The 25960-nt window shown below is 41.4% G+C and carries 32 protein-coding genes, 1 tRNA gene and 1 pseudogene; 27 read left to right on the top strand and 7 right to left on the bottom strand.

Features of this window, described 5'->3' with window-relative positions; translation table 11 throughout:
* Nucleotides 1–2294: 2294 nt before the first annotated feature.
* A complete protein-coding gene (locus ACFIMA_RS05515; protein ID WP_375621509.1) occupies nucleotides 2295–2864 on the bottom strand; it encodes a hypothetical protein in 570 nt (189 codons plus the stop codon).
* 88 nt (nucleotides 2865–2952) lie between these two features.
* Here ACFIMA_RS05515 and ACFIMA_RS05510 point away from each other — a divergent pair, with 88 nt between their 5' ends.
* From ACFIMA_RS05510 to ACFIMA_RS05485, 6 genes are read left to right on the top strand one after another with little or no spacing between them, the layout of a single operon-like run.
* The gene (locus tag ACFIMA_RS05510; protein WP_375631906.1) at nucleotides 2953–3144 is read left to right on the top strand and encodes a hypothetical protein; all 192 of its coding nucleotides are present in this window, start codon (nucleotides 2953–2955) and stop codon (nucleotides 3142–3144) included.
* Complete coding sequence (locus tag ACFIMA_RS05505; protein ID WP_375693160.1) at nucleotides 3101–3508, top strand: hypothetical protein; 408 nt, start codon at nucleotides 3101–3103, stop codon at nucleotides 3506–3508. The genes ACFIMA_RS05510 and ACFIMA_RS05505 overlap by 44 nt, the downstream gene beginning before the upstream one ends.
* 15 nt (nucleotides 3509–3523) lie before the next feature.
* Entirely contained in the window at nucleotides 3524–4192 is a 669-nt protein-coding gene (locus tag ACFIMA_RS05500; RefSeq protein WP_375677883.1) for a hypothetical protein, read from the top strand.
* 24 nt (nucleotides 4193–4216) lie between these two features.
* Complete coding sequence (locus ACFIMA_RS05495; RefSeq protein WP_375693161.1) at nucleotides 4217–4351, top strand: hypothetical protein; 135 nt, start codon at nucleotides 4217–4219, stop codon at nucleotides 4349–4351.
* A 39-nt stretch (nucleotides 4352–4390) separates the two neighbouring features.
* Nucleotides 4391–4900 carry a hypothetical protein gene (locus ACFIMA_RS05490; protein WP_375693162.1) on the top strand — a complete coding sequence of 170 codons (510 nt, stop codon included), beginning with the start codon at nucleotides 4391–4393 and terminating at the stop codon, nucleotides 4898–4900.
* 58 nt (nucleotides 4901–4958) lie between these two features.
* A complete protein-coding gene (locus ACFIMA_RS05485) occupies nucleotides 4959–5519 on the top strand; it encodes a hypothetical protein (RefSeq protein ID WP_375693163.1) in 561 nt (186 codons plus the stop codon).
* On the opposite strand, the gene ACFIMA_RS05480 is transcribed toward ACFIMA_RS05485, so the two are convergent.
* The gene (locus ACFIMA_RS05480) at nucleotides 5510–7588 is read right to left on the bottom strand and encodes a toprim domain-containing protein (RefSeq protein ID WP_375693164.1); all 2079 of its coding nucleotides are present in this window, start codon (nucleotides 7586–7588) and stop codon (nucleotides 5510–5512) included. The two genes, ACFIMA_RS05485 and ACFIMA_RS05480, sit on opposite strands and share 10 nt — an antisense overlap.
* A 101-nt stretch (nucleotides 7589–7689) precedes the next feature.
* Entirely contained in the window at nucleotides 7690–7923 is a 234-nt protein-coding gene (locus ACFIMA_RS05475) for a hypothetical protein (protein ID WP_375653675.1), read from the bottom strand.
* Between the two features lie 201 nt (nucleotides 7924–8124).
* On the opposite strand from ACFIMA_RS05475, the gene ACFIMA_RS05470 reads away from it, so the two are divergent.
* Nucleotides 8125–8361 carry a hypothetical protein gene (locus ACFIMA_RS05470; RefSeq protein ID WP_375653617.1) on the top strand — a complete coding sequence of 79 codons (237 nt, stop codon included), beginning with the start codon at nucleotides 8125–8127 and terminating at the stop codon, nucleotides 8359–8361.
* A 254-nt stretch (nucleotides 8362–8615) separates the two neighbouring features.
* On the opposite strand, the gene ACFIMA_RS05465 is transcribed toward ACFIMA_RS05470, so the two are convergent.
* Nucleotides 8616–9686 carry a DUF1376 domain-containing protein gene (locus ACFIMA_RS05465; protein WP_375631892.1) on the bottom strand — a complete coding sequence of 357 codons (1071 nt, stop codon included), beginning with the start codon at nucleotides 9684–9686 and terminating at the stop codon, nucleotides 8616–8618.
* Between the two features lie 415 nt (nucleotides 9687–10101).
* Between ACFIMA_RS05465 and ACFIMA_RS05460 the strand changes: the two genes are divergently transcribed.
* The 10 genes from ACFIMA_RS05460 (at nucleotide 10102) to ACFIMA_RS05415 (ending at nucleotide 14766) form a co-directional block, all read left to right on the top strand.
* Nucleotides 10102–10419 carry an XRE family transcriptional regulator gene (locus tag ACFIMA_RS05460; RefSeq protein ID WP_375631890.1) on the top strand — a complete coding sequence of 106 codons (318 nt, stop codon included), beginning with the start codon at nucleotides 10102–10104 and terminating at the stop codon, nucleotides 10417–10419.
* 312 nt (nucleotides 10420–10731) lie between these two features.
* Nucleotides 10732–11121, top strand: a complete 390-nt coding sequence (locus ACFIMA_RS05455; protein ID WP_375631888.1) for a hypothetical protein — start codon at nucleotides 10732–10734, stop codon at nucleotides 11119–11121.
* A 2-nt stretch (nucleotides 11122–11123) separates the two neighbouring features.
* Nucleotides 11124–11312, top strand: a complete 189-nt coding sequence (locus tag ACFIMA_RS05450; protein ID WP_375631886.1) for a hypothetical protein — start codon at nucleotides 11124–11126, stop codon at nucleotides 11310–11312.
* A gap of 63 nt (nucleotides 11313–11375) precedes the next feature.
* Entirely contained in the window at nucleotides 11376–11633 is a 258-nt protein-coding gene (locus ACFIMA_RS05445) for a hypothetical protein (RefSeq protein ID WP_375693166.1), read from the top strand.
* 360 nt (nucleotides 11634–11993) lie between these two features.
* Nucleotides 11994–12149, top strand: a complete 156-nt coding sequence (locus ACFIMA_RS05440; protein ID WP_375693167.1) for a hypothetical protein — start codon at nucleotides 11994–11996, stop codon at nucleotides 12147–12149.
* A 342-nt stretch (nucleotides 12150–12491) separates the two neighbouring features.
* The gene (locus ACFIMA_RS05435) at nucleotides 12492–12647 is read left to right on the top strand and encodes a hypothetical protein (RefSeq protein WP_375693167.1); all 156 of its coding nucleotides are present in this window, start codon (nucleotides 12492–12494) and stop codon (nucleotides 12645–12647) included.
* Nucleotides 12648–13157: 510 nt separating this feature from the next.
* Nucleotides 13158–13922, top strand: coding sequence for a lambda exonuclease family protein (locus ACFIMA_RS05430; protein WP_375693168.1), 765 nt, complete (start codon nucleotides 13158–13160; stop codon nucleotides 13920–13922).
* Between the two features lie 200 nt (nucleotides 13923–14122).
* Nucleotides 14123–14350 (top strand): hypothetical protein, encoded by a 228-nt coding sequence (locus ACFIMA_RS05425; protein WP_375627714.1) that lies wholly within the window; start codon nucleotides 14123–14125, stop codon nucleotides 14348–14350.
* The gene (locus ACFIMA_RS05420) at nucleotides 14334–14618 is read left to right on the top strand and encodes a hypothetical protein (RefSeq protein WP_375677878.1); all 285 of its coding nucleotides are present in this window, start codon (nucleotides 14334–14336) and stop codon (nucleotides 14616–14618) included. The genes ACFIMA_RS05425 and ACFIMA_RS05420 overlap by 17 nt, the downstream gene beginning before the upstream one ends.
* Complete coding sequence (locus tag ACFIMA_RS05415; RefSeq protein ID WP_375640867.1) at nucleotides 14611–14766, top strand: hypothetical protein; 156 nt, start codon at nucleotides 14611–14613, stop codon at nucleotides 14764–14766. The genes ACFIMA_RS05420 and ACFIMA_RS05415 overlap by 8 nt, the downstream gene beginning before the upstream one ends.
* Nucleotides 14767–15325: 559 nt before the next feature.
* Here ACFIMA_RS05415 and ACFIMA_RS05410 read toward each other — a convergent pair.
* A pseudogene (locus ACFIMA_RS05410) lies at nucleotides 15326–15565 on the bottom strand (DnaJ domain-containing protein); the annotation flags it as partial.
* Between the two features lie 228 nt (nucleotides 15566–15793).
* The gene (locus ACFIMA_RS05405) at nucleotides 15794–16351 is read right to left on the bottom strand and encodes a hypothetical protein (RefSeq protein WP_375693169.1); all 558 of its coding nucleotides are present in this window, start codon (nucleotides 16349–16351) and stop codon (nucleotides 15794–15796) included.
* Nucleotides 16352–16799: 448 nt separating this feature from the next.
* Between ACFIMA_RS05405 and ACFIMA_RS05400 the strand changes: the two genes are divergently transcribed.
* The 3 genes from ACFIMA_RS05400 (at nucleotide 16800) to ACFIMA_RS05390 (ending at nucleotide 18178) form a co-directional block, all read left to right on the top strand.
* On the top strand, nucleotides 16800–16988 hold the full coding sequence (locus tag ACFIMA_RS05400) for a hypothetical protein (RefSeq protein ID WP_375677876.1): 189 nt from the start codon (nucleotides 16800–16802) through the stop codon (nucleotides 16986–16988).
* A 269-nt stretch (nucleotides 16989–17257) separates the two neighbouring features.
* Nucleotides 17258–17446, top strand: a complete 189-nt coding sequence (locus ACFIMA_RS05395; protein ID WP_375653634.1) for a hypothetical protein — start codon at nucleotides 17258–17260, stop codon at nucleotides 17444–17446.
* Nucleotides 17447–17917: 471 nt separating this feature from the next.
* Entirely contained in the window at nucleotides 17918–18178 is a 261-nt protein-coding gene (locus tag ACFIMA_RS05390; RefSeq protein WP_375693170.1) for a hypothetical protein, read from the top strand.
* A gap of 2 nt (nucleotides 18179–18180) precedes the next feature.
* Here the strand turns inward: ACFIMA_RS05390 and ACFIMA_RS05385 are convergent.
* Nucleotides 18181–18255: transfer RNA gene (locus ACFIMA_RS05385), tRNA-Thr, on the bottom strand.
* A gap of 176 nt (nucleotides 18256–18431) precedes the next feature.
* On the opposite strand from ACFIMA_RS05385, the gene ACFIMA_RS05380 reads away from it, so the two are divergent.
* The 7 genes from ACFIMA_RS05380 (at nucleotide 18432) to traG (ending at nucleotide 25301) form a co-directional block, all read left to right on the top strand.
* On the top strand, nucleotides 18432–18584 hold the full coding sequence (locus ACFIMA_RS05380; RefSeq protein WP_375607050.1) for a hypothetical protein: 153 nt from the start codon (nucleotides 18432–18434) through the stop codon (nucleotides 18582–18584).
* A 176-nt stretch (nucleotides 18585–18760) separates the two neighbouring features.
* On the top strand, nucleotides 18761–20056 hold the full coding sequence (murA, locus tag ACFIMA_RS05375; RefSeq protein WP_375613603.1) for a UDP-N-acetylglucosamine 1-carboxyvinyltransferase: 1296 nt from the start codon (nucleotides 18761–18763) through the stop codon (nucleotides 20054–20056).
* A 364-nt stretch (nucleotides 20057–20420) separates the two neighbouring features.
* Nucleotides 20421–20750 carry a hypothetical protein gene (locus tag ACFIMA_RS05370; protein ID WP_375631872.1) on the top strand — a complete coding sequence of 110 codons (330 nt, stop codon included), beginning with the start codon at nucleotides 20421–20423 and terminating at the stop codon, nucleotides 20748–20750.
* A gap of 241 nt (nucleotides 20751–20991) precedes the next feature.
* Nucleotides 20992–21576, top strand: coding sequence for a helix-turn-helix domain-containing protein (locus tag ACFIMA_RS05365; protein WP_375693171.1), 585 nt, complete (start codon nucleotides 20992–20994; stop codon nucleotides 21574–21576).
* Between the two features lie 171 nt (nucleotides 21577–21747).
* A complete protein-coding gene (locus tag ACFIMA_RS05360) occupies nucleotides 21748–22200 on the top strand; it encodes a helix-turn-helix domain-containing protein (protein ID WP_375693172.1) in 453 nt (150 codons plus the stop codon).
* Nucleotides 22201–22459: 259 nt separating this feature from the next.
* Nucleotides 22460–22864 carry a helix-turn-helix domain-containing protein gene (locus tag ACFIMA_RS05355; protein WP_375693173.1) on the top strand — a complete coding sequence of 135 codons (405 nt, stop codon included), beginning with the start codon at nucleotides 22460–22462 and terminating at the stop codon, nucleotides 22862–22864.
* A gap of 529 nt (nucleotides 22865–23393) precedes the next feature.
* Entirely contained in the window at nucleotides 23394–25301 is a 1908-nt protein-coding gene (traG, locus tag ACFIMA_RS05350; protein WP_375693174.1) for a Ti-type conjugative transfer system protein TraG, read from the top strand.
* Nucleotides 25302–25960: the final 659 nt, after the last annotated feature.

The raw sequence follows: 25960 nt of genomic DNA, 5'->3' as shown, positions 1-25960 counted from the left end.
GATACTGCCTTTATGAGGGTTTGGCAGTTTCCGTTGAGGGGAAGGATGCACTCTTTTTAAGGCGCGGAGTGCATCCTCTTATAGATTGGATACTGCCTTTATGAGGGTTTGGCAGTTTCCGTTGAGGGGAAGGATGCACTCTTTTTAAGGCGCGGAGTGCATCCTTTCCATGGATTGAATGCACTCTTTGGAGGCTAAAGTGCATCCATAGGGAAAGGCATATTCCATAAGAAACAGAGATAACAAAAAGATTTGTTTTTATATTTTTATTGATAGGTTGCTGTATTTGCGAGGGCTATTCATTCTTTATTCTCAATATTTAAGATGATTATGTGATAAGGGTTGTTCGTCAATACAATCGTAAAAGACGCTGATGTATTTTTATAAAAATTGAGATATTTTTGTGCCTTTTTCTTGTTTTTTTTGTGTTTACACAAGATATGCACGGCTTTTCAACAGTTTGTTTTTTTAGCTTTGCTAATGGCGATGGCGTTGGCTAAACACTTCAATTGTTTTAACTGCTTCAATACCGCCTTAAAAAACAGTGCTTTATAATATGACAAAATAAGCTGTATAACTTTTGATTCTTAAGCGATGCTAGAAAAAGGGGAATGTTAGGAGAGATGTTGTCTATATTCTTAGTTTATCTCTTAAGGTAGGAAGATTAACATATTTTCTGGATCTATTTTTATTTGGCCGGATCTATTTTTATTCGGTTTGACGGTTAAAGAGCAATATCTGAATGGAATCACACTTGTCTCATGTTTTTATCTTCACGCTTTAGATTTTTTCTCATAGGGATTTTGTTTTTAATGGGGGATTTTGTTTTTAATGGGGGATTTTGTTTTTTAATGGGAGTTTACGCGACTCACATAAAACAGAATGTTCTAAATAGAATATATTTGTGTTGCACATTTACCTACTTGTTTAAAAACATTATGTGATCTTATCATCACAATTATATTGGTGATTGGAGATATTGGTAAATCTGATAATGGAGAAATCTCTTGTGAAGTGGATAAGCCTTTCTTTAAATTCTCATAAGGAAAAGCCAGCACATTATCATACTATTCGCGCCTCATATGATGACAGCCTTTGGCTCTTGAGCGTGTTCATAAGAGGCATTTTGATTCTTTATCTTTGAAATCTTTGAAGTGCGTTATTTCATATGTCTCTCATGTTTGTAATGTGGAAAAGACAAGGTGTTGATTGATGCAACATGAAATAAATTTAAAATGAGAGAATCCCTATGATATCTGCGTCTCTTAATTTTATATGGATAACGGGATATGATGATTATAAATCAATATGTTGTCGTGATACATCAACCTGTTGGGGGGCGATAAAGAAAGTTATCCAGTAGTTAAGTCATTCTGTTATGTCGTAAAACACGGTCATTTGAGGTTTGGTGATATGAAGCAAGCTTCCTTGGATATGTTTTAAGTGTTTTTTTAAGGGCGTGGTGAATCTTTAAGACAGAGCAAGCTTCTGTTGCGCCTTGAGTTTAGCGGAAAATCCTGAATGGAAGCCAAGAGTGAATGGAAGCCAAGAGGGAAGTGTATCCAAGCTGTTTGTAAATCAGATTGAGTTAAGAATCTTTGTTCTTTAAGAATGGAACGCAAGTCAATTTGACAAAAGAATGATCTATTTTGCGGGTAAACCTTATGGAGGAATTATCACAAAGCTCATAAGGAAGTGATTTAAGACAATACAGTCATAAAAAAGTACAGTTATAAAAAAAAGTCCTCCGTCGCAATCAGAGGACCAAAAAGTAGGAGAATTTTAACATTGACTCGCAGGACGTGTCAAAAAAGAATAAATTTAAAAGGCCGTACTAAATACAAAAAAATCATACTTAAAGAACCTACCATATTATACTTAGCAGAGAATTGAAAAAATAGCAATATAAAAAATACTTTTTACAAAAAATTTTGTCATTTTGCATTAAAACGTAATACTTTTTTCAATTGAATATTTGTTTTAAGACTCGATATTAATTAAACTATATTTAAAAATATTATGATACATGCAAGCATCTTGATAATATTCTTCAATCAAAAACGAATTAAGAGCCCCTCATGATTATAGGACTGATATGGGGGAAGGCTTTTTGTTTTTAAGAGTGTGGGGTGTATCTTAAGTATGTGTGGGGGGGGAAGTATTGTCCTTTTGGGTGGGGGCAAGGTAATGGAAATAGGGGCGAGAGCTGCTCAATGGTTGAGCCCGTGTGGGGGAGGTTTCTTTAGAGGGGGCGGGGCAACATGGGAGGCCGCTTAAAATGGCGAGGAGGGGGATTATTCAAAATGTTTATGGTTTGCATATCCCCAATGAAATGCGAGCAAGTCTAAACAATCTCGTAAATGATCGGCAAGGGAGTTTTGTTTGCGTTTTGAAGAACTTAATTCTTTTATCGCTTGTCCATGGCCGATAACGCGTTCAAGCAGTGAATAGCCAAGAATCCCCAGTTGAACTTTGATTGTTCTTAAATGATTGGAGGCTTCTATTTGACGTTCAATAGGGTGTGTGTACCCTTGGCTACAGGAAACCTTTTCACGGGTGTAGTCAAGGCTCATGTGGAGATCGGCTTGGCTTTGACGCCAGTAAAAATAAAAACGTTCTGCCGCTTTATATTGGGCTTTGCTGAGATGTCCTTTCGCATATAAAAGTGCAATGGGATGGCTTTGTGCATTGGCAATGGCATTGATGGTGCGCGGGTTGCTGGAACTTTCTCGATGATTGGGTTTAAAATAAGGATTACGCGTTTCAACAGGGATTTCTTGCGTCTTTAAATGACCAATGTGTTTTTCTTGATTTTGATGATCAAGCGGGCAGGTTTGCATATTTTTTTTCTGCTTATGGGTCATAGCATCTCCTTAAAAATTTTAATTTTGCTTCTCGTTTTTAAAAAATGTTGCTTGCTCTAGGCAAAAGAGGGGGATGAGAGGAAGACATGTGTTGGAGTGTGCCGTGTGGGTATGCGCTCTTGGGGTGACTTGGACTGTTGCGCTTGTGTGTGGGAGCCCCATGGATTTGGTTCTTGAAAAGAGGGGTGTTTTGTCGCATGGTGGATTTTCCTTGAATGACTTGATGGGGGAATGGCATGATGTTGCGCGGGCTTTTGTCTTTGAAGGGATTGGTGTTTAGCTGTATTGTAGCCTATGTCTCTGTGGCTGTTTATGTGGAAATGAAGGCTCTTGGGATGACGTGGGGCGTATTTTTACGAGCTATGGCGTTTTATGGCATTCCCGGTATTTTCCTTATGTTGGGTTATGAAGTAATGCAGCGGCGTGGTGTAACGAAGGGTTTGTTCCTCAAGATGGTGTTGTTGAGCTTCATTTTGGCTGCTGTCTCTGATTTTGTTTATAAGCAAGCTGAGCATTTTGGTTTGGCTCAGGTGTGGTTTTCAAACAAGTGGGTGTTTTATGTCCTTTTGGGCTTTGTCCTTGCTCTTATTTATAGAGGGGCAAGGCGTCTTGGGTTTAGGCTTTCATTCTTTGAAAAGGATTGATCTTTTGCTGCATTTTTGGCATGGTCTCTGATTTTTGCTTATGAAGGAGCGGGGCGTATGGTGGTTGCGCGGGACATATTTTTAAAGGGGCTGGCGTTTTGCTGCGTTGTTGGCATGGTCCTTGGTTTTGCTTATGAAGATGCGGGGCGACCGGCTATTACGTGGGAGGTGTTTTGGCAGGGGGTGGAGCTTTCTTGTATTGCTGGAGCTGTCCTTTGTTTTATTGTTGTGGGAGCAAACAGTAGAACTGTATCGTGGGGCGTGTTTTTGAAGGGGGTGGTGTTTTGCACCATTGCTGTAGTGGTTCTTGGCTTTGCTTATAAGGGAGCGAAGCGTTTTGATATATCATGGGAATTTTTAGTGATAGGAGCGGTGTTTGTTGCATTGCTGGCGCTGTCCTTGGTTTTGCTTATGAGGGTGCGGGGTAAATGGATATCGCGTGGGGTGTGGTGCTTCAAGTGGGTGGTGTTTTCTTGTATTATTGGCACTGTCGTTGGGTTGGCACATGTGGGAGTAAAGCATATGGGCTGGAGCACGCATTGGTTCTTGAACAATGGGGTGTTTGTGAGCAGTGTTGGATTCGTTCCTTTGTTTGTTTTGGAGGGGGTACGGTGTGTGCGTGTACTGTTGGGATGGTGCTTAAAAAGAATGAGCATTTTTCTTTCCCACGGGCATGGTCTTTGATGTTCTTTCTGTGAGGGGTATTTGATGTCGAACGATGTGATGTTTTGGCTGTTGCCTTGGTTTTTCTGCTTTTTTGCTCTTGCCTTGATTTTTATTTATAAGGGAGCAAAGCGTCGCTCTGTTACAGGGTGGATGTTTTGGAGATGGGTGGTGCTTTAGGGCGCCCTTGCCACCTACCTTGGTTTTGTTTATGTGGGCGTGGGCAGGCGCGCTGTTGATGGGGAGCTGCTCTTAAAGGGGGCGGTGTTTTCTTGCATTTTTGCAACTGTCCTTGGTTTGGTGTATCTGGGCGTCAAGAGTATGCCTGTTGCTTGGCAAGTGTTCTTAAAGGCGGTTATGTTTTGTTGCATGATGGGCTTTATCCTGTGGTTTGCTGCTGTGGGCATCAGAGATATGGATAGCATAAGGGCGGTATTCTTAAAGGTTTTGCTCTTGTCTTTATTGTTAAAAGTGCTCTTGGGGTTCTTTATACGCGAGCAAAGTGATACGGTGCTACAGAGGTCGTTGCGTGCTTTGAATTTTGTGCTGTTTTGCTGCATTTTGGCACTAATCCTTTTTTTTACCCGTCTGGGAGCAGAGAATCTAGGGTTGAGCTGGCTTTGGTTCTCGAATGATGGGATGTTTTCCTTTATTGTTGGATTTCTTTTTCCTTTGATTTATCAGGGTGTAAGGCGTGCACGTGTTCTATGGGCTTGGTTCTTAAAGTAGGGTGTGTTTTTTGTCTTATGGGTGTGATCTTTAATGGGCTTGCTGTGAGGGGTATGTGATGTCGAACGATTTGTTTTTTTTGCTGTTGTTGGTATTTTCCTACCTTTTTATTGTTGTCGTTATTAGTACTTATAAGGTTTCCAAGCGCTTCGATATTTCGTGGTGGCGGGCGGCGTTTTATTGTATTTGTGGTGTTTCCCTCTTTTTGAAGGAAGTGCTGTTTTATTGCATTTTAGGAGTCGTCCTTTTTTTAGCTCTTTGGGGGATGGAGAGTATGGACATACCATGGGGACTCCTGTCCTTGATAGGGATCGTGTTTGCTGCACTGTTGGAGTGGTTCTTGATTTTGCATATGAGGGGGCGGCGAGATGGGGTGGTGACGCGTTGTTTGTGGTTATTGAAGGGGGTGGTGTTTTGCGCCGTTGTTGGAGCGATCTTTTTTTGTTTGCGTTTGGGAGCAGAGAATCTAGGGTTGAGCAGGCTTTGGTTCGCGAAGGATTGGGTGTTTTTCATCATTTGTGGATTGATCGTTCCTGTTGTTTCTGTGGGAGCAAGGCGTGCGCGTTTGAAAGCGGAGGCGTTTTTAAAGAGAGTGGGGTTTATGGGGTATTACAGATAACGTCGAGGGAATGATTGTTCAAAAGAACAGCGATAGCGGTAGGTTTGGGGATCAAACCAAAGCCCTATTTTGCCTTCAAAATCACCAGAACGTTGTTTGGCAATATTCATAATAACGCCTGGGCGTTTTGCTAAATCTGCTTTTTCTTGTGCTAGAGAGGCGGCAAAGATTTTATCTTCCAACGACCGATTGCGCCAAATGGTGATGATGTTAAAGGCATTGGCGCCAATTTCTGAGGCGCCTTTAATGTCTTCTGTGCTGGGGATATCTTTATCCAGACCACCTTTGCGGGCATGGGCTACAAGGTGGATGTGCACATTGTTTAAAACAGCCCAATCAACCATTTTATAAACGGCTTGTTCTTGTCTTGCATAATCATCAGAGGCAATGCCAAGCCGCATCAAACTGTCGATGATAAATTGATCGCAGCCATAGCGCGCACGACAATAGTCAAAGACTTCAAGCAAGGTGTCAACGCTTGATTTGCCAACATGCTCATAAAGAATAAGCCCATCGTCTAAAAAATGAAGAATCCGTTCAATCGTTTCTTTTGTAGGCTGTTCTAAGCCGCCCGTTTGTTTGGTTAAACGGCGAAGCGATTGTTCTCCTTTCATTTCTAGAGACGCTAAGCAAAGGCGACTCTTTTGTGCAATCCAATGGGGAATACAGTCTGATAATAATTGGCTTTTACCTGCACCACTCGCACCGCTCCAGAGCGTTAATTCTGCTGGGCGGAAATGCAATTTGTCCTTCAGTTTAGGATAGGGAACCGTATAACCAAGATGTTTTTCAGGCTCTGGCCAAAAAAGCCCAATCACTTGATCTTTATAGTCTGAGGCGCGCCGTAAACCTTCTGGGGCAAAGCTTTGTGCTGAGGAAAAGGCGGCTTTTATGGTGGCTTTATCGATCCCTGCGGTTAAACAGTCATTGGCATCTTTGCGAGGTAAACGGACACGGTAGCAACGGTGGCGTCCAAGCCTGCTGGCAATCTCACGGGCTGCTTCTTCTCCGGGCGGATCCATATCGGTGGCTAAAAAAATCGTTTCAAAAGATTCTAAATGATCAAATTCATTTTCAATCCAGTTGTGTTTTCCTCCACTGCCTCCTCCAAAGGGAACAGAAACCGCCGGATATCCATAGGCGGCTAAGGATAGCGCATCAATTTCTCCTTCAGTGATAACAATTGTACGGTTTGTTGAAGAAAGAATGGGGAATGGCGCCTGTTGGGGCGCGTGCGTGGGTGCCTGTTGGGCCGTGTGCGTGGAGGCGGGGTTGGTTGAGGCGGTGTTTTGGGGCACGTGTGGGGCGGGGTTTGTTGAGGGGGTGTTTTGGTGTGCCTGTGTAGAGGCGGGGTTGGTTGAGGCGGTGTTTTGGGATGCCTGTGTAGAGGCGGGGTTGGTTGAGGGTACCTGCTGGGGTGTGTGTTGGAATGCTTGCTGAGGTGTGTGCTGGGTCGCCTGCTGGGATGTGTGCGTGGAGGCGTGGTTTGTGGGGTAAAGGGCTTGCCAACCAAATAAAATCGGTTCACATTGGGAGGCTGTTGGTTTGGTTTTTGCTCCCGTTTGCGCAAGCCGTTCTTTGACTAAAGCAAGGGTGCCGTCGGGTTTATAAAAGGGAAAAATGATTTTTTCGCCATCTTCTCCTATGCGGTAACGCTGTATAATTTCTAGAGGAATGCGGCGTTCTTCGTGGAGATAGGTTTTTACAAGATTCTGCGGGCTCTGCCCTGTAGGAACCGGTGGACGGCGATAGGAACGATGGGGCGCCATAAAGGGTTTGGGGCGTGTCAGATTGAGAGTCGCGCGTGCTTCTTCTAAGGCTTGAGAAAGGCTAATGCCTTTGACTTCACACCAAAGGTCTAAAAGATCTCCTCCTGTGCTTTCTGCAAAATCATACCAAAGTCCTGCTTTACTACCACTCAAGCAAATCGATAAACTTTGACCAGCTTCACCACGTGTGTTGCCTACAATCCAATTGTTACCTCGTTTGTGCCCTTGGGGAAGAAGCATTTCTGCTATTCTATCTGCTTGTGAGATAAGTTTTTGTTTGATTTCAAAAATTGTGCTCATGGTCATTCGTGATATTATTTTCGTTTTTCTCAAGATGTGAGAAGTGAGGACTCTGTTTTTGCTGTTCTCACCGTTTGATCTGATCGTAAAGTCTCGTGGTGCTATGGGGCTTGCCAGTTTACTTTGAGAGCTTCTTTGCCGCTCTTTTCTTGCCAATAGTTGCGAAACTTCTTGGCTTGCCAATGGGCTTGACTCTCACTCAAACCTTTTTGAAATGGCTGTGTTGATGTTTGTTTGCCAAGAGCATGGGAAGTGGCGCCTTGAGAAAAGGAGGAACGCGGAAAGGAGGAAGGATGCAAGAAGGTGGGGCGGATGCCTGTGAGGGTGTGGTGCATGTTGGAGTGTCCTGTTGGGGGGGTGTTGGGGCATGAGTTGGGGTGCCTGTGTGGAGGGGTGTTTTGTTACCAAAGAGTTTGCTTTTCATTGAAGTTTTTTGAAGCTGCTCTGTTGATGTTTGTTTGCCAAGAGCATGGGAAGTGGCGCCTTGAGAAAAGGAGGAACGCGGAAAGGAGGAAGGATGCAAGAAGGTGGGGCGGATGCCTGTGAGGGTGTGGTGCATGTTGGAGTGTCCTGTTGGGGGGGTGTTGGGGCATGAGTTGGGGTGCCTGTGTGGAGGGGTGTTTTGTTACCAAAGAGTTTGCTTTTCATTGAAGTTTTTTGAAGCTGCTCTGTTGATGTTTGTTTGCCAAGAGCATGGGAAGTGGCGCCTTGGGAAAAGGAGGAAGGTGGAAAGGAGGAAGGGGGTGAAAGAAGGGCGGGGTGGATATGCCTGAGGGGGTGGTGCATGCTGGAGTCCTGGTGTATTGGGGTGCATGTTGGGGTGTGTATGTTGGGGTGCCTGTGGGGGTCTTTTGCGTGGGGAAAACGCTTTTGTGATGAGAGCAAAATGGTCGATGTTGACGCGTTTTGCTGTGTGAATCGCCTATCCAAATGTTGTTTTGCCGCCTTTTGTTTTGTCCGATGCTGTTGTGGTTTTGAAGCATTTTTGTCCCCGCGCTTGCTTGAAAAATACGTTGTTTGTGTGATGTCAAAAATTGTCGTTATAGTTGATCAAACTGCGGTAAAGCGTGTCATTGTTCTCAGAGGTAAAAGATGAGGAGCTCCTTTGTTTTTGCTGTTCTTGCCGTTCGATCTCACGGCGAAACCAGTTGCGCCATGTGGCTTGCCAGTCTACTTTGAGAGCTTCTTTGCCGCCTTTGGCTTGCCAATAGTCGCGAAACTTCTTTTCTTGCCAATGGGCTTGGCTTTCACTCAAACCTTCTGAAACTGCCGCCTTGATGTCTGCTTGCCAATGCTCAGGAAGACGATGCCCTTTGGTAACTGAGGTTGTGGTTTTTTTGTTGGAAGAAGGAGGGACGGAGGTAGGAAGATTGCTGGGAGGAAGAGTGGTGGCAGATTTTGTTTTTTCCCCCGTGACAATTTGCGCGATAGGGGCGGGAGTGAACTCGGCTTGGGGAGCGTTTAAAGGGGAGGCGTTTTTTTGCTCCGCTTCTGCTTGGGCAGGCAAAGGGAGAGGTGAATCAAGAGCCGATAAGGGTGATGGATGATCGCTTTGTTCAAAGTTCTCTTCGCAGGAAAAACAAGGTTCTGTCTCATCAAACAAAATTTTCTTTTCTAAAACACCGTAAGGTGTTTCCTTTTCTTCTGCCTTTTGAGCTTTTGAGTTTTGTGCAACATCTTTTGGACTTTCGTTAAGCAGTTGTTGCATCTCTGCATTGATTTTCTTGCGTTTTTTTGCCGAAGAACGACCCGCAAAGGATTTTTGTTCAAGCAATTTTTCACGCTCTTGAAAAACATTTTCGCAACGCTTGTTCCATAATCCATTGGCTAAATTTAAAATCTTACCCTCTTGGATGAGCATCTCTAAAACATTAACAAAAGTTCGCTTGTCACAACCACAAAGACGCGCTAAACGTTCTTTCGATATTTCTAAAGGTCGGCCACGGGCATACATTTCATTGAGAAGAATCGTATAGATTCCAATTTCGTGTGCGCGCATCCCACGTACACCTCCTAGAAAGTCATTTTGATACCAACAAACATATGGAAGCCTAGACGATTCATAATGAGGAGTTTCTTGTTGATTAGCGTATTTCATACTGCAATCTACTTTCTTCTTTTTTATACATTTTTATTGATGATAAAAGCTCAAATAAGGATTTAACTTGTGTTGTTTTTGGCTCTGTTCGATGATGACTAGAGGCTTCTTTACGATGCTTATAAATGATTGGCTGTGCTTGAAGCGCATGCAAACTTACGGTTTAAGATTGCGGTGATGGAAAAAATAAAGAATACCACACATTCTCAACGTACTTGCTTTTGGGCAGAAGCTTTGGAGGTGGTCTTTTATATCCGGTAGGGTGGTTAAAGTGTTTTTATGATCTAAAAATAAAAAAAATTCCCCCTAAAAAGTAAAATTTGTTTCCTTAATTTTATCCTTTTTAGAGGATAATGCAAGCCCGTTTTATAAAAAGGACGTGTTTTTTTAAAAAGACGCGCTATATGGTGAAATTATGAATATCGATGGTTGGCGTCAAAGATTAAGAATCGCTTTGGAAAAAAGTGGGCGGTCAAAAAGATCTATCTCCCTCGCTGCCGGTAAAGGCGCGGGGTACCTTCATTCTATTCTTTCTGAAGGAAAAGAACCAACAATCGAATCTCTCTCGCGAATTTGTCACGAAATTAATATCAGTATGAATTATATTCTTTACGGGAAAGGGGCTAGCCCTGAAGATAAAGAATTTATAGAGCTTATTTCGAAACTCTCTCCGCAAGAGAGACAGGCGATTTTGACTCTTTTGCGGCGACCAATTGGCGAAGCTTCAAAATAACTTCCTTCTGTGCTTTTGAGTCAAGGCGACTCCAGTGTTTTATTAATATTATGTCACTCATTTTATCTCTCCTGTGTGTTTATAATTGCAATTTTGTAAGAACAAATAGAGAACAACAAAGGGGCATGAGAGGAACAAAGAATAATAGATTTTTCTTTACATATGTCATTTGAACCCCGTAGATATTTAAAATATATCTTTTATGAAGGATAAAATGGTTGACATCTCTCCTATAGAGGATATAAGACTAACGCTATATTTAGTCTTGTCAAGACAAGGCTATGCTTTATCAACTATCTAAAGGGGGAAATCATGAAAAATATTTCATTCGTTAAAGAGGATGAAATCATTGTCGTTTTATGCGAAGAGGAAAATCCTTGTACTTATGAAGGACCAATCGACGAAATCGAAGAAGTGCTCGAACTGATTGAAGAATGTGAAACTGTTTATAGAGTTTTACGACTCGATCTGACAACTTCTCATGCTGAAGATGTTACGGAACAAATCGCTGATTTTTATGTCGAAAATCATGAAATGAATGAAGAAAATACACAATTGCAGCCCTTCATTTTGAATAGTGAAGCTTATCATGCTTGTTTAAATGAAAGAGCGGCTTGCGATTATGAAGATAATCTCTATGGCTCTTATGAAAAACAGCATCGTTTACGCCCATGTGATGTCTTGACAGATTATTGGTGGTAAACATGCCAAGTTATCTCAAGACTTCGTATCAAGGGTTTCCACTTTATTATGCTGGCAACACGCGAAATTTAATCAGACTCGAACCACAAAAACACAACGCTATACTTTTTATATCGCAAGAGGTGGCTCAGTCTATGGCAAAAAAATTGGAGGAAGAATATTGCCGCCATGATTTTTCCGTCGTGCAGTAGCAGGGTTGAAAAAAGAAGCCGCAATGATGGGCCCAAGTGCTTTTTCATTGCGGTGACAATGGTGTGCGTTATGCTTTCGTTCTTGGGGGGGGGAGCTTAGGGGAGCCGCTTGGGGGAGAGCTTTGCGGGGATTTTCTTAGCCGATATGGAAAGGGGGGGCATGAAGAAAAGAGCCCTATATATGGGGAATTGCGGACGCTTGTGTGGGGGGGGAAGTTGCCGGCTGGTTCATTGGGGGATAAGGCAATGAAGGGGCAGCGGGTTATCCAGTGGGGTTGGAGTGATATGAAAGCATGCTGGAGAACAAAAATGAAGGCTTAGGGGGAAGAGAAGCAGCAGTACAGACAGGTTCCAACCTATAAAAAGGCACGTTCAAGGGGAAAGAGCCGGTTTTTGTGTTTTTGCGGCACGCAAGTAGGGAGCTTGGAATGATACGTAAAGCATGCTGGAAAATGGAAGGAGGTGTTTGACGGGGGAGGTCGTTAAAGCTTGTTTAGACATATTGGGACAATGGGGGTCTTCTGGGGGTTTTTGTGTTGAGTGCTGGGGGAGAGCGCCGCAATGATGGGCCCATGTGCTTTTTCATTGCGGTGACAATGGTGTGCGTTATGCTTTCGTTCTTGGGGGGGGGGACGACTTGGGGGGCTTAGCTGATATGGAAAAGGAGGGGATGAGAAACTTGTGGGGAGGAGGGATGTTGGGGGGAAGCTTGTTGGGGAAAATGTTGGTGGTTGGCTGGTTAAGAGGGAGGACGAGTGGGGGGAGGAGAGCTTGAAGCGTATGCAAGGCATATGCTGGAGGGGAGATATGAGGTGTGGAAAAGGGGCAGCCGTATAGCGTTGAGGAGATGTCAATCTTTAAAAAAAGTTCCGTGTAGGGGGAAGGAGTAGAGTGTTGGAGGAGGGGGAAAGTAGAGGGCTTGGAGCGCAGGGAGTGCAAAGAGCTTGGATATGAATGTGAAAGCATGTTGGGAAATGAGGGAAGGTGTTTGAGAGGGAAGAAGAGGAAGAAGCTATGGGGGCGCGGTTCTGACCGTTTTTGTATTGAGCCTTAGGGGGGCAATGATGGGCGAGAGGTTTTTTTATCGGGGAGAAAATATCACGCGTTATGCTTTCGTCTAGGGGGGGCGCCGCTTGGGAGGGGCTTAGCTGATATGGAAAAGGAGGGGATGAGAAACTTGTGGGGAGGAGGGATGTTGGGGGGAAGCTTGTTGGGGAAAATGTTGGTGGTTGGCTGGTTAAGAGGGAGGACGAGTGGGGGGAGGAGAGCTTGAAGCGTATGCAAGGCATATGCTGGAGGGGAGATATGAGGTGTGGAAAAGGGGCAGCCGTATAGCGTTGAGGAGATGTCAATCTTTAAAAAAAGTTCCGTGTAGGGGGAAGGAGTAGAGTGTTGGAGGAGGGGGAAAGTAGAGGGCTTGGAGCGCAGGGAGTGCAAAGAGCTTGGATATGAATGTGAAAGCATGTTGGGAAATGAGGGAAGGTGTTTGAGAGGGAAGAAGAGGAAGAAGCTATGGGGGCGCGGTTCTGACCGTTTTTGTATTGAGCCTTAGGGGGGCAATGATGGGCGAGAGGTTTTTTTATCGGGGAGAAAATATCACGCGTTATGCTTTCGTCTAGGGAGGGCGCCGCTTGGGAGGGGCTTAGCTGATATGGAAAAGGAGGGGATGAGAAACTTGTGGGGAGGGGGAAGTTGAGGGGGCGTTTCCAAAAGCTTTTGTGATTTCAGCAGCACAATATTTAAGGATGCTGTCATTCTTAGTGGGGAATGCATCTTAAAAGATATGAATGTTTCAAAGAGAATATGTTGCAAAAAAACACCTTAAAGATGAAGGGGAGAAATACTATGCCAATCATTATCGATTGTATTCAAGGAACAGAGGAATGGCAGCAAGCGCGTAATGGTTTGATTACGGCTTCGTTGTTTGAGATGGTTATGGCACGAACAAAACAAGGGCAAAAAACGTCACGCTATCAGAGTGTGATGATGAAATTGGCGGGAGAAAGAATTACCGGAAAAACCGTTGATGAAGGGGCAACACTTTCTATGCGACGTGGGACTGAATTAGAACCAAGCGCGCGACAGCTTTATGGGAAACTGACACATACAGAACCTGAATGTATTGGCTTTGTTTTGGCTGATGATCGCGGACAAGGATTTTCTCCCGATGCTTTTGTTGGAAAAAATGGATTGTTGGAAATTAAAACAAAAAAACCTGAAATTTTAATTCCTCATTTCATGCAAAAGGGCTTTCCAGCAGAACATAAAGCACAATGTCAAGGAGGGTTATGGATTTCTCAACGCGAATGGGTGGATTTAATGCTCTATTGGCCGGATATGCCTCCTTTGATTAAACGGGCTTATCGTGATGAAGCGTATATTTGCAAGCTTGAAAATGAAATTAGCCGTTTTAATGAGGCTTTGGAGAAGATGGTACAGCAAATTAAGAGTGTTGGGACAGGTTTTCATATAAGAACAGAAATTGCTTTGAAGGAGGGGGAAGAAAGGGTGCTTGGAGCGCATGCAAGACGTATGCTGGAGGGGAAAACGAGAATGAGACGGGGTGGGAAGGGATCTTGTGTAGCGTTGAGGAGAGGCAAAGTTCTATAAAAAGGAAAGAGCAGAGGGAAAAGAGCTGGTTTTTGTGTTGGAGGAGGGTGCCAAATAAGGGGGCGCAGGGAAGCAGGGAGCATAGCGAACTTTAGGGGACAGGAATGTGAAAGCCATGTTGGGCAATGGGGGGAAAGGGTGCTTGGAATGAAGACAAGACGTATGCTGGAGGGGAAAGCGAGAATGGGGAGTAAGGCTAAGTGTTCAGAGGTATGGAGGCTGTGATTTTGGGTGCTTTTGTGGTGAGTGTTGGGGGGGGAGCCGCAATGAAAGGGCTGAGTTGCTTTTTCATTGTGGTGACAATGGTGTACGTTATGCTTTCGTTCTTGGGGGGAGAGAGCTTTGCGGGGGCGTGGGGGATTTTCTTAGCCGATATGGAAAAGGGGGAGATACGCGGCTTTGGGAAGAGAAATGTTGGAGCGGGATGAGGAGGAAATGGTGGGGATGAAGGGGGCAGGTCGTTATCCTGTGACTTGGAGTGACACGAAAGCATGCTGGAGAACAAAAATGAGGTTTAGGGGGGAGGGAAGCAGCAGTACAGACAGGTTCCAACCTATAAAAAGGCACGTTCAAGGAGGAAAAGAGCCGGTTTTTATGTTTTTGCGGCACGCAAGTAGGGAGCTTGGAATGATACGTAAAGCATGCTGGAAAATGGAAGGAGGTGTTTGGCGGGGGAGGTCGTTAAAGCTTGTTTAGACGTATTGGGACAACGGGGAGCTTCTGGCCGCTTTTGTGTTGTGCCGTGTTTGGGGGCGCGATGAAAGTCCCCCATGATGGCGAAGTTGCCGGACAAGTGCTTTTTCATTGGAGAGGAAATGGTCCTTGTGGTACTTTTGTTCATTAAGAAAGAGTCGTTTGAGGGGCGTTTTTTTTAGCCGATATGGGAAAAGGATGTAGGGGCATGAGAAAAAGTCTGTGTGGAGTCAAGTGGGCTTATTGGGGGAAAGATTGGGGGGCGGGTTGTGGAAAAAATAGAGGGGTGGAGGAAAGGGGAGAATAAGAAAAGAACGGATAGAGACATTATAATCTTTATGTTTTTCTACACTACTTTGTTATAGAAAATCAAAAATGACCACACCTTGTGAATTCACTGTGGGGCTGATCTTAAAGCTCTTCAAAAGCACTGATCAATAGATACTTCTCCATATAACTTTGATAAATGATATTAGTATGATCCCGAAGATAAATGCACCAATATTTACCAAATATCCTTTTATACTGATGAAAATTAATAACCCTATACTTATTATTCCTAGTGGTATATTCCACGTAAAAAACGAAATTATATAACACATTATAGGTATTATTCCACAAATAATGAAAATTACATTCATGATACTACCAATTACATGCTCGGTATTATCTTGTCGTCTGTTCTCTTGCTTTCTACTAATTTCAGAAGCCTTGTCATTATCTTTAAAAGTTTTATGATAGAACTGATTGTAAGCAGCTCTCTTTTGAGGATCTTTAAGAACTTCATAGGCTTCACAAATTTTTCTGAATTTTTGTTCTGCTTCGGTACTAGAATTATGATCAGGGTGGTATTGCAGAGCTAATTTACGAAAAGCAGATTTTATCTGTTTATCGTTGCATGCGTAGCTTACACCAAGAATTCCATAATAATCGTCTTCATTTACTATCATTAAATACAGCCACTTTGTGTATTGCTCTTATTTTATAAGATCGTTTAATTGATCTCTTTTGAATGTATCGACATGTGTTATTTTTATGTTATAAATATGGTGAAAATTGTATTGAGTGGCATGGCTGTACTTGGGGCTATTGTCTCTAAATGAGAGGAGATACAGTTCAAAACGCTTAAAAATGCAGGGTGTTTTTAATATTTTAGAAATATTTTTTACAAAAATAGATTAAAAGAGAGACGATAAATCAAATGTAAAAGGGACGGCAATAATAGCCAAGGTTGTCATTATTGTAAATAAACAGGCAGGAACCTTAAATCTAAAACGCCAAAGTAAACTTATGGGAACAGACATTATCGTTGTTATTACGAATGCTACGATAAACCATTGCAGGAATAAGTTCATTATATTAATTTCATTATTAAAACGATTTTGATTAAGACGATTTTGTTTTAGTTCTTCCTCTGAAACACAATCGATAATAGAAACGCCATAATAAACAGGAAATTTTCCACCTAGACAAGCGCTAACAGAAAATTGTTCAAGCTCTAACCATTCTCTTTCGCGTTCTTTTTCTAATAGCTTCTTTTTTATTTTCTGTCTTATATATTCTTTTGAAATACAATTGATCGGAGAAGTACTTCCAACAAAAAGACCATCTGTTGTACATCCACTCGTTGTATGATGCGTGAATAAAACAGTGCTTATTGCTATAGCGAAGAAAATAAAGTGTTTAAACAGAGGGTATTTATTGTCGTTTGTTTCTGATGAGCTTTTATAAGTCATTTTTGTTAAATAAATCAATATGTGTTATTTTTGTGTTGAAAATATACGTAAAAACGTATTTAATAAAAATGGTTATAATGATCATAATGTGTCTAAATAAAGGTGTGGTACTGGCTAAAACCCCGCATATGTGGGGTTTTAGCTTATTGGAGGAGATATGACAGCAGAAAATATGCAGAAAATATAAGGGGATCTGTAGCCAAAATGGTTGTCCTAGGGTGGGGAGAGTAGGCAATATCCAAAATACTCCAAATGAAATATACTTGTTGTTGTACATTCACGCACTTGTTTTAATAAAGATATCTCGCTCTAAGCTCATTTCACAGCCATTTTATGCCGGCGTTCATAAATTTCATACTGGCGCCTGTGAATAATATCGTGAGGGGTATAACGGTCAAGCCCCGTAGATTATAAAGTCCGTAGATTATACCCCCAGAGATTATAAACATTGCGCACCCTATCTTTACTTTATGAAAAAGTAAGTTGGTACTATTTGGGGCCCGTTGCCAAAATTGCGGCATGGGCTGTAGCTCTTGAGACGATTCATAATCTCGTTTACTGGGAGGCTTCTTACGAAGAGATATGCTTTTCTTGGAAAGTTTCTCGCCATACGGATCTTTCTGCTTGTGAAGTGTAAGCGAAGAGGGGTGATTGATTTCAATAGAACAGAGGGAGAGAGCTTTTCGCTCTTGGGGCTCTTATGCAAGACGAATAACGCTATCCGTATCAATCAAAGTATTCGTATAAAAAAGATGCGTGTTGAAAGAGGGAGGCTTAGAGCACGTGGAAAACCATAGTGTATAAAATTGGTAATGAGGGATCTTCTTTGAAAAGGCAGGCTCTCAATTTTCTGCCATATGGGATGTCTAGTATATGGGGATGCCTGTCATATGAGATGTCTGTTATATGAGATGTTTGCCATATGGGATGTTTGCCATATGGGAGCGTGGGGTGCTTAGTGAAAGCTTTATTGAGGGGGATTTTATCACTGTTTGTTTTTTGCTTTTGGTAAGGGGTGGGGAGAATGGGAAAGGCGTTGAGTTGAGAGGAGGTTCTGGAAATGGCTCTGTTAGATCTGTTGTAAATGACGAATAGGATCGATGAAGCTTATTCTAATTTTTAGAGGGAATGCTTGTGTTGCTTGAGGTGGATAGAGAGGCTAGAAAGATAAGATTATTCATTTTGGGGCGGATAAAGGTATCAATGGGATATGTTTAAACAATGAGTTTATAATAATTCATTATTGAGATTTAATTTGAATTTCAATGAGAGCCCGAAATAGTGTGAGATGTTCTTATTTCAACCCTTCTTATTCAGACGCTCTTATATTGAATCAAGTAAAATCGTTTATTTGCATATTACAAACAGGGTGAGCTTGTGGGGAAAAATATTCAAGAAATAAAATATTGAAAAAATAAAAATGCCTATACCGTCTCAAGTGCTAAGAGTTGTTGCAATAGTGAGGCTTGGCAAAGAGAAGGAGTAAAGGGGGACAATCTTACAGAAATGAAAGAGAGGGAGAGGCAAGGAAAGGGGAGGGGCAAGGAAAGAGAGGGGAGGCAAGGGGTGGGGGATATTCTTTGGGGGGCGGTCAATTTCAAAAGCCGTTCGCAAAGCATTTTAGAGATTAAGCGTGGCATTGAGGCTCTTGATTTTGAAGCCATTGATTTTGAGGCTACTGATTTTGAGGCTACTGATTTTGAGGCTATTGAAGCGCATGGTTTAAAGGATGGAGGATTTGATGAAGCCGATGAAGGTTGGGGGAAAAGATTTAGGCTTATAGGGAAGACTTATAAGGGCAAGAAGAGAGAGGCAAAAGAAGAATAAAATGGTGCTGCGAGAGAGGATTGAACTCTCGACCTCTCCCTTACCAAGGGAGTGCTCTACCACTGAGCTACCGCAGCCCTTTTCAATCTTTGCGCTGTCTTGTGCCATATTGTCAGAAAATAGGCAAGAGAACATTTGTATATTCTTGCAAGAAAACGTATCTTATGTCATGACATATGTTTCTTATATGCTTAAATATTTAAGGTTATGAGTTGCTTGGATAGAAGCTCAACACTGTTTAAAAGGTTGCGCAATGACACAAATGCATCAAAAACAAAAACAAAATGAAATTAATCATCAAGATGAAAAAGCAAAACGACGTCAAGAAAGATTGGCACAACAATTGCGTCAAAACCTGAAACGTCGAAAAGAGCAAAGCCGAAAAAGAGCACAACCAGAACTCTAAAATGCAAAAAGCTCTAAAATGCAAAAAAATGTTTTTTAGTAAATTTTTGCAACCAAACTTCTCAATAATTTGTTCTCATAGTTAGAATGCGTTCTAAAACGATTAATAAAGCATAACTTCCCGAAGGGGGACAATCCTTTGGAAGGGCAGGCACAAAGGAAAAGAGGGAAAACACGATGGATTCTATTCAAATTGTTGGGGGAGAAAAACTTCAAGGAACAATTCCTATTTCTGGGGCAAAAAATGCTGCATTGCCTCTTATGATTGCGGCGCTGCTTACAGAAGAAACGCTCACTTTAGAAAATATTCCGCATCTGGCCGATGTTGAATTGCTTATTCGTATTCTCAATAATCATGGTGTTGGATATGCCGTTGATGGACAAGAGTTTAACGATGAATGTGTGAATTCAAGAACAATTCATTTTACGGCGCAAAAAATAGCTACAACACGGGCACCATACGAACTGGTGAAAAAAATGCGTGCAAGCTTTTGGGTTATCGGACCTCTGCTTGCACGATGCGCAGAGGCTTATGTTTCGCTTCCTGGAGGATGCGCTATTGGAACAAGACCTGTCGATTTTATCCTTGAGGGACTTAAAACTTTAGGCGCACAGATTACTATCGAAAATGGATATGTTCATGCAAAAGCGCTAAAGGGGTTAAAAGGTGCTCACTATCGTTTCCCTAAAGTCACTGTTGGTGGAACCCATGTGCTGCTGATGGCGGCGACAATGGCAAAGGGAACAACCACTCTTGAGAATGCGGCTTGTGAGCCAGAAGTGACAAATCTTATTCGAACCCTGAATGCTATGGGGGCTCAAATAACCGGTGAAGGAACAACAACGCTTACAATTGAAGGGGTAAAAAAACTCAACGGTGCTAGAGTACGCGTTATTGCTGATCGAATCGAAGCGGGAACATATGCAATGGCTGTTGCTATGACGGGAGGAGATGTCTTTCTTAAAAATGCAAATCCTAATCATCTCACAAAAGTGCTTAAGGTGCTCCAAAAAACAGGACTCGAGATTCAAATAGAACCTCAAGGAATTCATATTAAGCGAAATCCAAAGAACACCAAAATTATGCCCGTTGATATTAAAACAGGACCTTATCCTGCTTTTCCAACTGATCTCCAAGCGCAATTCATGGCGCTCATGACACGGGCTGAAGGAATCGCGCATATTACAGAGACGGTTTTCGAAAATCGTTTTATGCATGTTCAAGAACTCAATCGCTTAGGGGCACAGATAAAGCTTGATGGGCAGACGGCAACTGTCTATGGAACAGAGAATTTGCAAGGGGCTCCTGTCATGGCGACGGATTTGCGTGCTTCTGTTTCTCTTGTGATTGCAGCATTGGCAGCAAAGGGAGAAACAATCGTCAATCGTGTTTATCATCTTGATCGTGGATTTGAGAGATTAGAAGAAAAATTGGCTCGTTGTGGCGCAAAAATCCAACGTATCACAGTGTAAAGCTTTCAAAGTGTAAACCTGTTAAAGATATGCTGAATGCTTTGCGCTGTGGTTGAGGGGGGCGATTGCTTGGGGGCGTTTTAACACAATGTTTGCTTGTTGGGAGGGGCTGGGCTTGGGGCGCTGGGCTTGGCTGGTGCATTTTTAATGGTTTACTCTCTTGCTTGTGGAATTTTGGAGCCGTACATTCTTGATGATTTTCTCAATAGTTCTTTCAAATCTCCATTTTTCAAGGGTATGGCTTTTGTGGCTGCTGTTTTCTTTTCGGAATGGTTTTTCTTTCGTGTAAAGTTTTGCTTCTCTCACTCTTGAGGAGGCTCGTGATTATTGTCTAAGTTTCGTTCATGGCGCTCATGACGCGGGGTTGAGGGAAGCGCGTGAAATTACAGAGACGGTTTTCGAAAATCGTTTTATGCATGTTCAAGAACTCAATCGCTTGAGGGCACAGATAAAGCTTGATGGGCGAGAGGGCAACCGTCTCGTGGAACAGAGAATTTGCAAGGGGGGCCTCATCATGGCGACGGATTTGCGTGCTTGTTGTTTCTCTTGTGATTGCAGCCCTCTTACTCTTGTTACATTGGCAGCAAAGGGGGAAACAATCGTCAATCGTGTTTATCATCTTGATCGTGGATTTGAGAGATTAGAAGAAAAATTGGCTCGTTGTGGCGCAAAAATCCAACGTATCACAGTGTAAATCTGTAAGATGTCTCTCAAAAATGGCTTTGGGAGGGGGTGATATGTTGTTAGGTGTGCTTTTGGGAGGCTTGATCTCAAAAATAAAGGGTTATTAGTCCTCTCAATAAACGTGGGTTTTATTTCATGGTTTTGGAGTTTTTACGAGCGGGCATAAAAGTTTGAGAGGCGGGTGGGGCTCATAAAACAAACAAATAGAGACTGTTTTTAAATTTTATTGCTAATTTCATGAAATTACTTTATTGGTAAGAGAATGTTTTGGTCGTCTACGCAGCGATCAACAGGGAATGAAAGACCCTAAACTTGAGACACGTATTTATCCAGCTTTATGGATATCCCGGATTTCCGGGAGCTTTTGTTATGTCCAGGTGCTCTCTAGCACTAAAAGCAAAAGGCTGAGTCAAGTTTCAGCTCTTTCAACTCCCGGAATACCAATGCGAGGGCGCTCGCAACCGGCAGGGGAGCTTGAAGTGAAAGCTAAAAATCCACACTTTAACGATATTTCGATAGGCAGAAAAATTCGCTTTAAAAGAACAATGCTGGGAATGTCGCAAAAGAAATTAGGCAGCCAGTTAGGTGTGACTTTTCAACAAATCCAAAAATATGAAAAAGGCTCTAATCGTATAGGAGCTGGGCGTTTACAAGAAATTGCTGATATTCTCAATGTTCCCATTTCTTTTTTCTACTCCGATCTCTCGACAAAAGAAAATGCCTTGTATTGCTGTGATGAAGGGATCGCAAGTAAAGAAGAGCACATCCTTTTGAAAAGTTTTAGAGAGCTCAAACCTCAAAAACAGAAAGCAATTTTGTGTTTGATTGTCTCATGAGATAAAAACACTGTTTTAATTTTTATTGCTGGTCTCCAGAAATTATTTTATGAACAAGCACCAAGGTTCTCGTCGTATAGTGTGGTTGAATGGTGGAACCCAAAGCCTGAAAATCCAAGATGAAACATTAGCCTGCTTTATAAGTATCGCGAGATTCCGGGAGTTTTTGCTATGTCCAGGTGCTCTCTAGCACTAAAAGCAAAAAAGCTGACTGAACTCAGTGTTTTTGACTCCCGGAATACGCATAAGAGGCGCTCGCAACCGGCAGGGGAGCTTGAAGTGAAAGCTAAAAATCCACACTTTAACGATATTTCGATAGGCAGAAAAATTCGCTTTAAAAGAACAATGCTGGGAATGTCGCAAAAGAAATTAGGCAGCCAGTTAGGTGTGACTTTTCAACAAATCCAAAAATATGAAAAAGGCTCTAATCGTATAGGAGCTGGGCGTTTACAAGAAATTGCTGATATTCTCAATGTTCCCATTTCTTTTTTCTACTCCGATCTCTCAACAAAAGAAAATGTCTTGTATTGCTGTGATGAAGGGATTTCAAGTAAAGAAGAGCATATCCTTTTGAAAAGTTTTAGAGAGCTCAAACCTCAAAAACAGAAAGCAATTTGTGTTTGATTGTCTCATGAGATAAGAAACACTATTTTAAATTTTATTGCTGGTCTCCAGAAATTATTTTATGAACAAGCACTAGGGTTCTCGTCGTACAGTGTGGTTGAATGGTGTAACCCAAAGCCTGAAAATCCAAGATGAAACATTAGCCTGCTTTATAAGTATCGCGAGATTCCGGGAGTTTTTGCCATGTCCAAGTGCTCTCTAGCACTAAAAGCAAAAAAAGCTGATTCGAACTCAGTACTTTCAGACTCCCGGAATACCAATGCGAGGGCGCTCGCAACCGGCAGGGGAGCTTGAAGTGAAAGCTAAAAATCCACACTTTAACGATATTTCGATAGGCAGAAAAATTCGCTTTAAAAGAACAATGCTTGGAATGTCGCAAAAGAAATTAGGTAGCCAGTTAGGTGTGACTTTTCAACAAATCCAAAAATATGAAAAAGGCTCTAATCGTATAGGGGCGGGGCGTTTACAAGAAATTGCCGATATTCTTAATGTTCCCATTTCTTTTTTCTATACGGATCTCTCGACAAAAGAAAACGTCTTGTATTGCTGTGATGAAGGGATCGCAAGCAAAGAGGAGCACATCCTTTTGAAAAGTTTTAGAGAGCTCAAACCTCAAAAACAGAAGGCAATTTTGTGTTTGATTTCCTCCCGCTCTACGCTCTAAAGGATGCATATTCCTGACTTAAGGGCTGCTCTGTAAACAGTCCGGCTTCTGTTGGCGGGGGGGGTGACCTACTCCTGACCCATTCATGTGGTTCACTTTAAAAAGGGCGTTACGGGGCAAGCCATGCCCATTTATTACACACTCTAAAAACACTTAATATGGAAAGTTTTACATGCCTTATATCACGGCTCTAAACAACAAGGTTTTACGGCACAACATGATAAACCGCGCTTTTTTTTTCAGTGAACACTAATGCGTATTGTTATTGGTTTTTTTTTCTGTTAAGAAGCATATACAGTGTCGTAAAAGAGTTAAGTAAGAAATTTAAATAGCGCGTGAAGCATCAAAGAAACTTTGGAAAAATTCTTGAAAAAATTAGTTTAGGGGAGCTTTTTATAAAAGCCCGTCTTAGAGAGGCAGATAAGTCTTTCATCTTAAGATGGTTTGCTTTACGTTTCAAAACTTGATAAAAATTCAAAAATTTCGAAAAAATAGGAAGAGAAGCTTTTTCTGGTATGCAGGGGGGAAAATGGTCAATAAATTAGACAAAAAACAGATTATATTTTTAGCATTGCCACTCATCTTTTCAATCATTGTAGCTTTTTTGGTCAATATAACCATCAATAACATTACAGAAAATGGAACGACGCCTGATGCTTATTGGTTTGTAAGATCAAAGCCACTGGATATTTTAATCCTTATTGCATTTTCATGTTCTTCATTCATCTTATTACAAAAAAGGCATATCAGAAAAAATATCACTATTTCGTCCATGATCATCTTTGGTTTGTTTGCAACTTATTATAGTGCAAATGAATATATCAGACTTAGTCCATATGTAGGTCAAGATAATATGACATGGGCGGATGTTTTTCCTTTCTTTGATAGGATGGTTTTATGGGGTGTTGTTATTGGCTTTATTATCCTTGGTTACACGATAAAACTGTCATTACCTAAAGCTTCACCTTTGAAAATTTCAAAAAATACGATCTTTGGTGGTGTTCAATGGATGAGTATGAAACGCCTTGAAAAGATTTTTCCTCGTGATGGCGAAGTCGTCATAGGAGAGCGCTATAGAGTCGACAAAGATATTGTTAAAGATGTCCCTTTTAATCCTAAAGACAAAACAACATGGGGAAAAGGTGGTCGCCAGCCATTGTTGACATATAAACTTAATTTTGATTCAACTCATATGTTATTTTTTGCTGGTTCTGGTGGTTATAAAACAACCAGTAATGTTATTCCAACTTGTCTCAAATATTCCGGTCCACTGATCGTTTTTGACCCTTCAACTGAAGTCGCTCCAATGGTAAAAAAAACAAGGCAGCTGTCAAACAGAAAAGTATACGTTCTTGATCCTCATGGTTCTTCAACGGAAACTTTTAATCCTTTAGATTGGCTGTTAGATGAAAATCTACCCCTTTATGAAAGAGAAGCGGGGTTGGTTGAAGTTGCTAGACTCCTTCTTTCTGAAAACGACAAATCAACTTCGACTGATCAATTTTTTGTATTACAGGCACATAATTTGTTAACAGGACTACTTGCGCATATTGTCTTTTCTGATGAATACACATTAAAGGAAAAAAACTTAAAAACCCTTCATACGATCATGTCAATGCCAGAACCATCCGTGATTGGAAAATTGCAATCTATACGATCAAATTCTCCATCCCAATTTATTCGTGAAACCCTTGGGGTGTTTACAAATATGGCTGAACAAACTTTCTCAGATGTCTATTCTACTGCTGCAAAAGATATACAATGGCTTTCACTCTCTAACTATGCAAACCTTATCAGTGGTCATGATTTTAAAACTACCGATATAACAAAGGGAAATATTGATATTTTTCTAAATATCCCCTCAAAAATTTTAAAATCTTATCCAGGTGTTGGGCGTGTCCTTGTTGGCTCTTTTCTCAGAGCTATGGAAGCCGCTAATGGTAATTATGCAAAAAGAGCGCTCTTTATTTTAGATAATGCTGATCTTTTAGGATATATGAACATTTTAGAAGAAGCACGTGATCATGGACGCAAATATGGTATATCTCTCATGCTTTTTTACAAGTCTGTAGATCAAATAGAACACTATTTCGGTTCGTCAGGCGTTATGACATGGTTTGAAAATTGTGCTTTTGTAAGCTATGCCGCAATAAAAGATATTAAAACTGCTGAAAATATATCTAAGGCATGTGGTCAAATGACCATTGAAGTGAAAGATTCAAGCAAACCTCTAGGAGGATTCCATACAAGAGGGACAGAAAATATAAACACCCAGCATAGACCTTTAATATATCCGCATGAAATAACACAAGAAATGCGAAAAGACGAACAGATTATTCTTATGCAAGGGCAACCACCTGTTCGTTGTGGACGCTCTATCTATTTTAGACGTAAGGATTTAACAGCTCTTACTAATGAAAATAGCTTTTCTTCTTAATAAAGCATCTATTTTTTAGTTAAAATGAATAAAATATTGTTGTATTTTTGGATGATATAATTAGAGATAAATTATTTTTATAGTACATTTTTATAATATAGTGGCTTGAAAATGGGAGAAAGTCATAAACGATCTTTCTGCTAAGAATACAAACACCAAAAAAATCAAGACATAAAAAGAGTATCTTATCAATTATAATGCGTGGGGTGTTCAAGATAATACGTAGAATATTGGCTGTAATAGTTAAAAAGTTGCTTTACGCAATCTTCCTTATTTTATTATTCATTCGTAAACCAGTTTTTGCCTTCTTAAACTTCTTTGTTGGTGGCTTGGTTTTATTCCTATTTTTCTTTTTTGGGGATACACAGCGAGAGTTGCACCCTATGAACACCAAACAGCAATGGTCATTGGTTTTGTTATCATGATATTTCTTTGCTTGTTTGCTAATGATGTCTATGAAAGGTTTTTACTACGAGCTAATACGTCTAGCATCTCTTGATTATGATCTTATACTTATTTCAATAAATAGCGCTCACTTCGTTCGTATATAATTTAATCAAAAATGAGAGGTTATCTGCCTCTTATAAAAATACAAATAAAGACTGTTTTTAAATTTTATTGCTAATTTCCTGAAATTGCTTTATAAATAACACTGTAAT

The sequence above is a fragment of the Bartonella sp. AP88HLJMH genome (genome assembly GCF_042195605.1).
Lineage (GTDB): Bacteria > Pseudomonadota > Alphaproteobacteria > Rhizobiales > Rhizobiaceae > Bartonella.
Note: the sequence above shows the minus strand (reverse complement) of the source record. Positions and strands in the feature narration are given on the sequence as shown.